Genomic DNA, 3724 nt, shown 5'->3' with positions numbered 1-3724 from the left:
AAACTCATTTAAATCACTTTGCTATTAAGTACAAATTGATTCTTAGAGCGAACCAGATTGCTTGGCAGGAGCTTAAAAATATGGCAGCTTAAAATTGACCGTGCGTAACATGAGTAACTTAGTAAAGTCCGTATCAAAACTATGCTTGCAACAATACCAATTGAATAATAATCGGGCGCGGTGGTGGTTCCTATTAAATCAGCGGCTACAATAAACTCCAATCCTAAGGTTAATATTCTTCCAAGCCGCAATCTTATTTGATTAATACTAGTATCTTCTCTAGTTAAAAATATATAAGAAAAGTATCGCCACAAGGCGGTTAACACACCTAAGAAAATTATAAGAACCCCACAAAATGAGATAGTATCTTGGATATATAATAATATTGCATGTAAATTAGGTAGTCCCATATGGAATTCCTTTTTATAGAAACAAATATATTCAAAGAATATAGAATACCTTTCGTAATTAGCTAGTAAATTATAAAAGTGTGTTTGAGCTCTTATAAAAATTACGTACTACCTTAGGTACTATAAAAAGTATGAACATGAATAATTACATAGCCACGCGATCATTCAACATCGATACAGTACTCTTCAGTAATCGATTTTTTAAAAAACCTAATACATTTATTGAAGGAATATCCCCAATTAAAGGCAAGTGTAGGGAAATTGCATATCCTGCCTTGCTCCAATCGAGATGTTCAATTCTTTTAATGCCGCAAAAAAGATTAAGCTGAGAAAAACCCACCGAGAAAAGAAATTCCACCGGACAGGAGCATAGCGAACTAAATTTTTGTTATGCTGAATGCCTTTATTTTTCTATGATAATACATAAGGAGCAACGAGAGAAACCCACAATTTATAACCCTCTAGATTGAAATGAATACCATCACCTGCATACTTCGCCTCTAATCCATCTTTACCGCTCAACAATGAATATAAATCCAAATAGGGGATATTATACTTCTTCGTCAATAATTTAAGTCGGGCATTAATCTCAATAATCTTAGGTAATCCATAAACACATTTTTTATTGAGTACTTTATTACATGGTGAAGTAGAAACAACAACGATACTAATTTCATTTTTCTTAAGCAAATCTATAATATTTTGATAATTACTTAATGTTTTATCAACCGTTGTTTTTTCTTCTAATGCATCATTCATTCCCATCATCAAAAATGCTCGCTTAGGTTGAGCTGATAATACACCATCCATCCTTTTTAATATTGCTGCTGTAGTGTCCGCACTTCGACCACGATTTAGCACATTTTTATTACCCAGCAATTCATTCCAAGGTACATACCAAGTTAGAGAATCACCAATAAACACATTGCTCGCAGTTATCTTAGACTCCTTATAAATCTGAGCTACATCTTCTGCAGATAGGGCGTAGGAGGAAATAGATAGAGTGTTAAAGAAAAGCGTCAAAATTAAAAATTTAATGATTCACCCCTTAAAAATCGATGAGTAGTTTTAAATATAGTAATATATAGGAATATATTGCATTTATACAATATGCAAATCGTTGGCTCGACCCCAAATAAGGGGGCATTTTAATCAATCTAGTCTAGGCTAACCCACTTATCGCTCTCTGGTTAAAAGTACTTTCCTAATGCCCTTATAGTATATAGTAGCCGATAGGTTTCATGTCATAGGGTTAATGCAACACCAGTGGATGATGACCTATCGAGAACTCTCTAGTCAGGTCAAAAACAATCGAGGAATCCTGGCATTATTAAGAACAAGACCAGACAGGCTTACTCCTGAGAAACAAAGGAAACGAGATACATTCTTAACCCAAAATCCAGCCATAGACGCTATTTATCAATTTCAACCACAACTTCATCAACTATTAATGAACAAGTCGTTAAATCAAAAGAAGTTCCGGGAAGTGATACCTATTTATTGCCTGGATATGCTTCATGATTTAAAACAAAGTCCTTTTAAAGCTTTAGCTGCTCTAGGTAAAACGCTAACTACTTGGGAAGAGCCGTAATATCATTGTTGGGCCGAACGGCCCAACCTACGGTCCTGGTAATAATAAGCATAAACGCACGACTTGGTGAACTCCTAGAACGTTGCTATTAACGCCCTATATAGAGCAACATAGTTAGAATGTGGCGGTTTACTAAATCAAATGGAATAACAGAAGGCTTTCATCGAAAGATGAAAACTAATACAACGATGGGCTTATGGGTTTAGGAATTTTGAAAATTATAGAGGGCGTGTTAGGGTGCTCTGCGGGTGATTATCGCTGCCCCCTTAAATGGGGAAGAGCACATCAAATGGAAATAGATAAAGTATAGTTAAAAATAATGGCTTAGTTCGAGAGGTAGAAAAGGGATTTTTGGATCGACTTAGTATAGTGCTTGACTGGGATACTGTAACTTATTGATTCTATTGGTCGGGACGGAAGGATTTGAACCTTCGACCACTAGCACCCCATGCTAGTACGCTACCAGGCTGCGCTACGCCCCGACTTGCTGGGAATAATAGCTAAGTCGGGAGCAAATAACAAGCTTTTTTAAGGATTTGCTATGGATGGGGGGTCATCGAAGGACCGTTATAGTTATTTTCTTCGGCCTCTATTTCTTGTTCTATCTGATCATCAGTGCCGGTTAACTCATTACCCATGGGTCCTGGTACTCCATCACCTAATAACTGAGTCATTGCTCCGGCCAGTGGCTCATTCATGTTTAAATAGTTATCTGTACCCGACTTAGCCAGATCAAGGGCGAATTCTTCGGGGGTTCGTATGGTGTTTGAGTCATGGGTTAATTTAACATCAGGATCAGCCATGATATTCTCGGTTAATTGTCTCTAATTAAATTGTAGCAAAAATATACAGATCCAAATAAAAAAACCAGCGCTTTAATAAAAATAACGCTGGTAAAAAGTGAGATGATACTCGGTTTCCACTGAGGCCTTACAGTAGATTTCTTATTTTTTGGGCCTCAAGTTTTGCGTGGGAAATTTGGATATAACGGTTGCAACTATTTAATTCGGCGTATTGGAGAGAGAACATAGCATGCTCTAATTCTTGTTTTGCAGATAATGGATTGTCTGCCATAATCCAATCCCCTGCTGCTTCAACTTCCATCGATGCGGAACTTAATTTTTCCACACAAGAGCTTCGTCCTTGACTATAAACTAAAGAGATAATATTTTCCGATAAATCGCGGCAGCGTTGCATCAATACATTTTTATCAGTCTGCGCATTCGTATTAAAAGAAACCGTTAGTAGTCCTAAAATTAAGATTCTTTTGAAGTGTAGATTTACCATTATTGAACTCCTTGTAATGTCCTGCATGAACTGTTGCCAAAAATGACATCCCTAAACGATTATCAAGAGTTTGATGCGCGCTCTAATACAATGCTTACTCCCTTGCACTATTACCGGACTCCCTGGCTAGCTAATTAGAAAGGAGCGACATATCTTTAAAGAATAGTCTCGGTTCGACTATGGTCTAACTAGAAAAATTGTTCCAAAAAGACAGCAATTTTACTGCATCTTGGAACCGCAGCGGCTCCAAGATTTTTATAGATATATTGAGGTTACCATAATAGTTTTTAGTGAACAATAACTCAAAACTTAAGATCCAGGGCCACCTCATGAAAAAAATCTAGCTTAAATCGGTAAATAATGAGAGGCTAGCTTCATTTAAATGGATATAGGAATGAAGCTGGAAGAAGGATTTTTAGATTTTTTTATTTCACTT

5 protein-coding genes, 1 tRNA gene and 1 pseudogene are annotated in these 3724 nt (G+C 36.6%); 2 read left to right on the top strand and 5 right to left on the bottom strand.

What is annotated here, in order from left to right:
• Positions 1–8: 8 nt before the first annotated feature.
• Both ELY15_RS14500 and ELY15_RS14495 read right to left on the bottom strand, forming a co-directional pair.
• Positions 9–410 (bottom strand): DUF1622 domain-containing protein, encoded by a 402-nt coding sequence (locus tag ELY15_RS14500; protein ID WP_127101270.1) that lies wholly within the window; start codon positions 408–410, stop codon positions 9–11.
• A 411-nt stretch (positions 411–821) separates the two neighbouring features.
• Entirely contained in the window at positions 822–1334 is a 513-nt protein-coding gene (locus ELY15_RS14495) for a GDSL-type esterase/lipase family protein (RefSeq protein ID WP_158617509.1), read from the bottom strand.
• 346 nt (positions 1335–1680) lie between these two features.
• On the opposite strand from ELY15_RS14495, the gene ELY15_RS14490 reads away from it, so the two are divergent.
• Positions 1681–2001 carry a transposase gene (locus ELY15_RS14490; RefSeq protein WP_233586818.1) on the top strand — a complete coding sequence of 107 codons (321 nt, stop codon included), beginning with the start codon at positions 1681–1683 and terminating at the stop codon, positions 1999–2001.
• A gap of 110 nt (positions 2002–2111) precedes the next feature.
• Positions 2112–2253, top strand: a pseudogene (locus tag ELY15_RS14485) (transposase); the annotation flags it as partial.
• Between the two features lie 153 nt (positions 2254–2406).
• Here the strand turns inward: ELY15_RS14485 and ELY15_RS14480 are convergent.
• The 3 genes from ELY15_RS14480 to ELY15_RS14470 all read right to left on the bottom strand — a co-directional run bounded on the left by ELY15_RS14480 (position 2407) and on the right by ELY15_RS14470 (position 3288).
• A tRNA-Pro gene (locus ELY15_RS14480) sits at positions 2407–2483 on the bottom strand.
• A 57-nt stretch (positions 2484–2540) separates the two neighbouring features.
• Complete coding sequence (locus ELY15_RS14475) at positions 2541–2804, bottom strand: hypothetical protein (protein ID WP_127101266.1); 264 nt, start codon at positions 2802–2804, stop codon at positions 2541–2543.
• 127 nt (positions 2805–2931) lie between these two features.
• Entirely contained in the window at positions 2932–3288 is a 357-nt protein-coding gene (locus tag ELY15_RS14470; protein ID WP_127101264.1) for a hypothetical protein, read from the bottom strand.
• Positions 3289–3724: the final 436 nt, after the last annotated feature.

The organism is Legionella sp. km772 (assembly GCF_003989735.1).
Taxonomy (GTDB): Bacteria; Pseudomonadota; Gammaproteobacteria; order Legionellales; family Legionellaceae; genus Legionella.
Note: the sequence above shows the minus strand (reverse complement) of the source record. Positions and strands in the feature narration are given on the sequence as shown.

Bases quoted from the DNA above. Each gene is read 5' to 3' on its own strand.
- ELY15_RS14475 (WP_127101266.1), bottom strand. From the start codon at position 2,804: ATGGCTGATCCTGATGTTAAATTAACCCATGACTCAAACACCATACGA.
- ELY15_RS14500 (WP_127101270.1), bottom strand. From the start codon at position 410: ATGGGACTACCTAATTTACATGCAATATTATTATATATCCAAGATACT.
- ELY15_RS14470 (WP_127101264.1), bottom strand. From the start codon at position 3,288: ATGGTAAATCTACACTTCAAAAGAATCTTAATTTTAGGACTACTAACG.
- ELY15_RS14490 (WP_233586818.1), top strand. From the start codon at position 1,681: ATGATGACCTATCGAGAACTCTCTAGTCAGGTCAAAAACAATCGAGGA.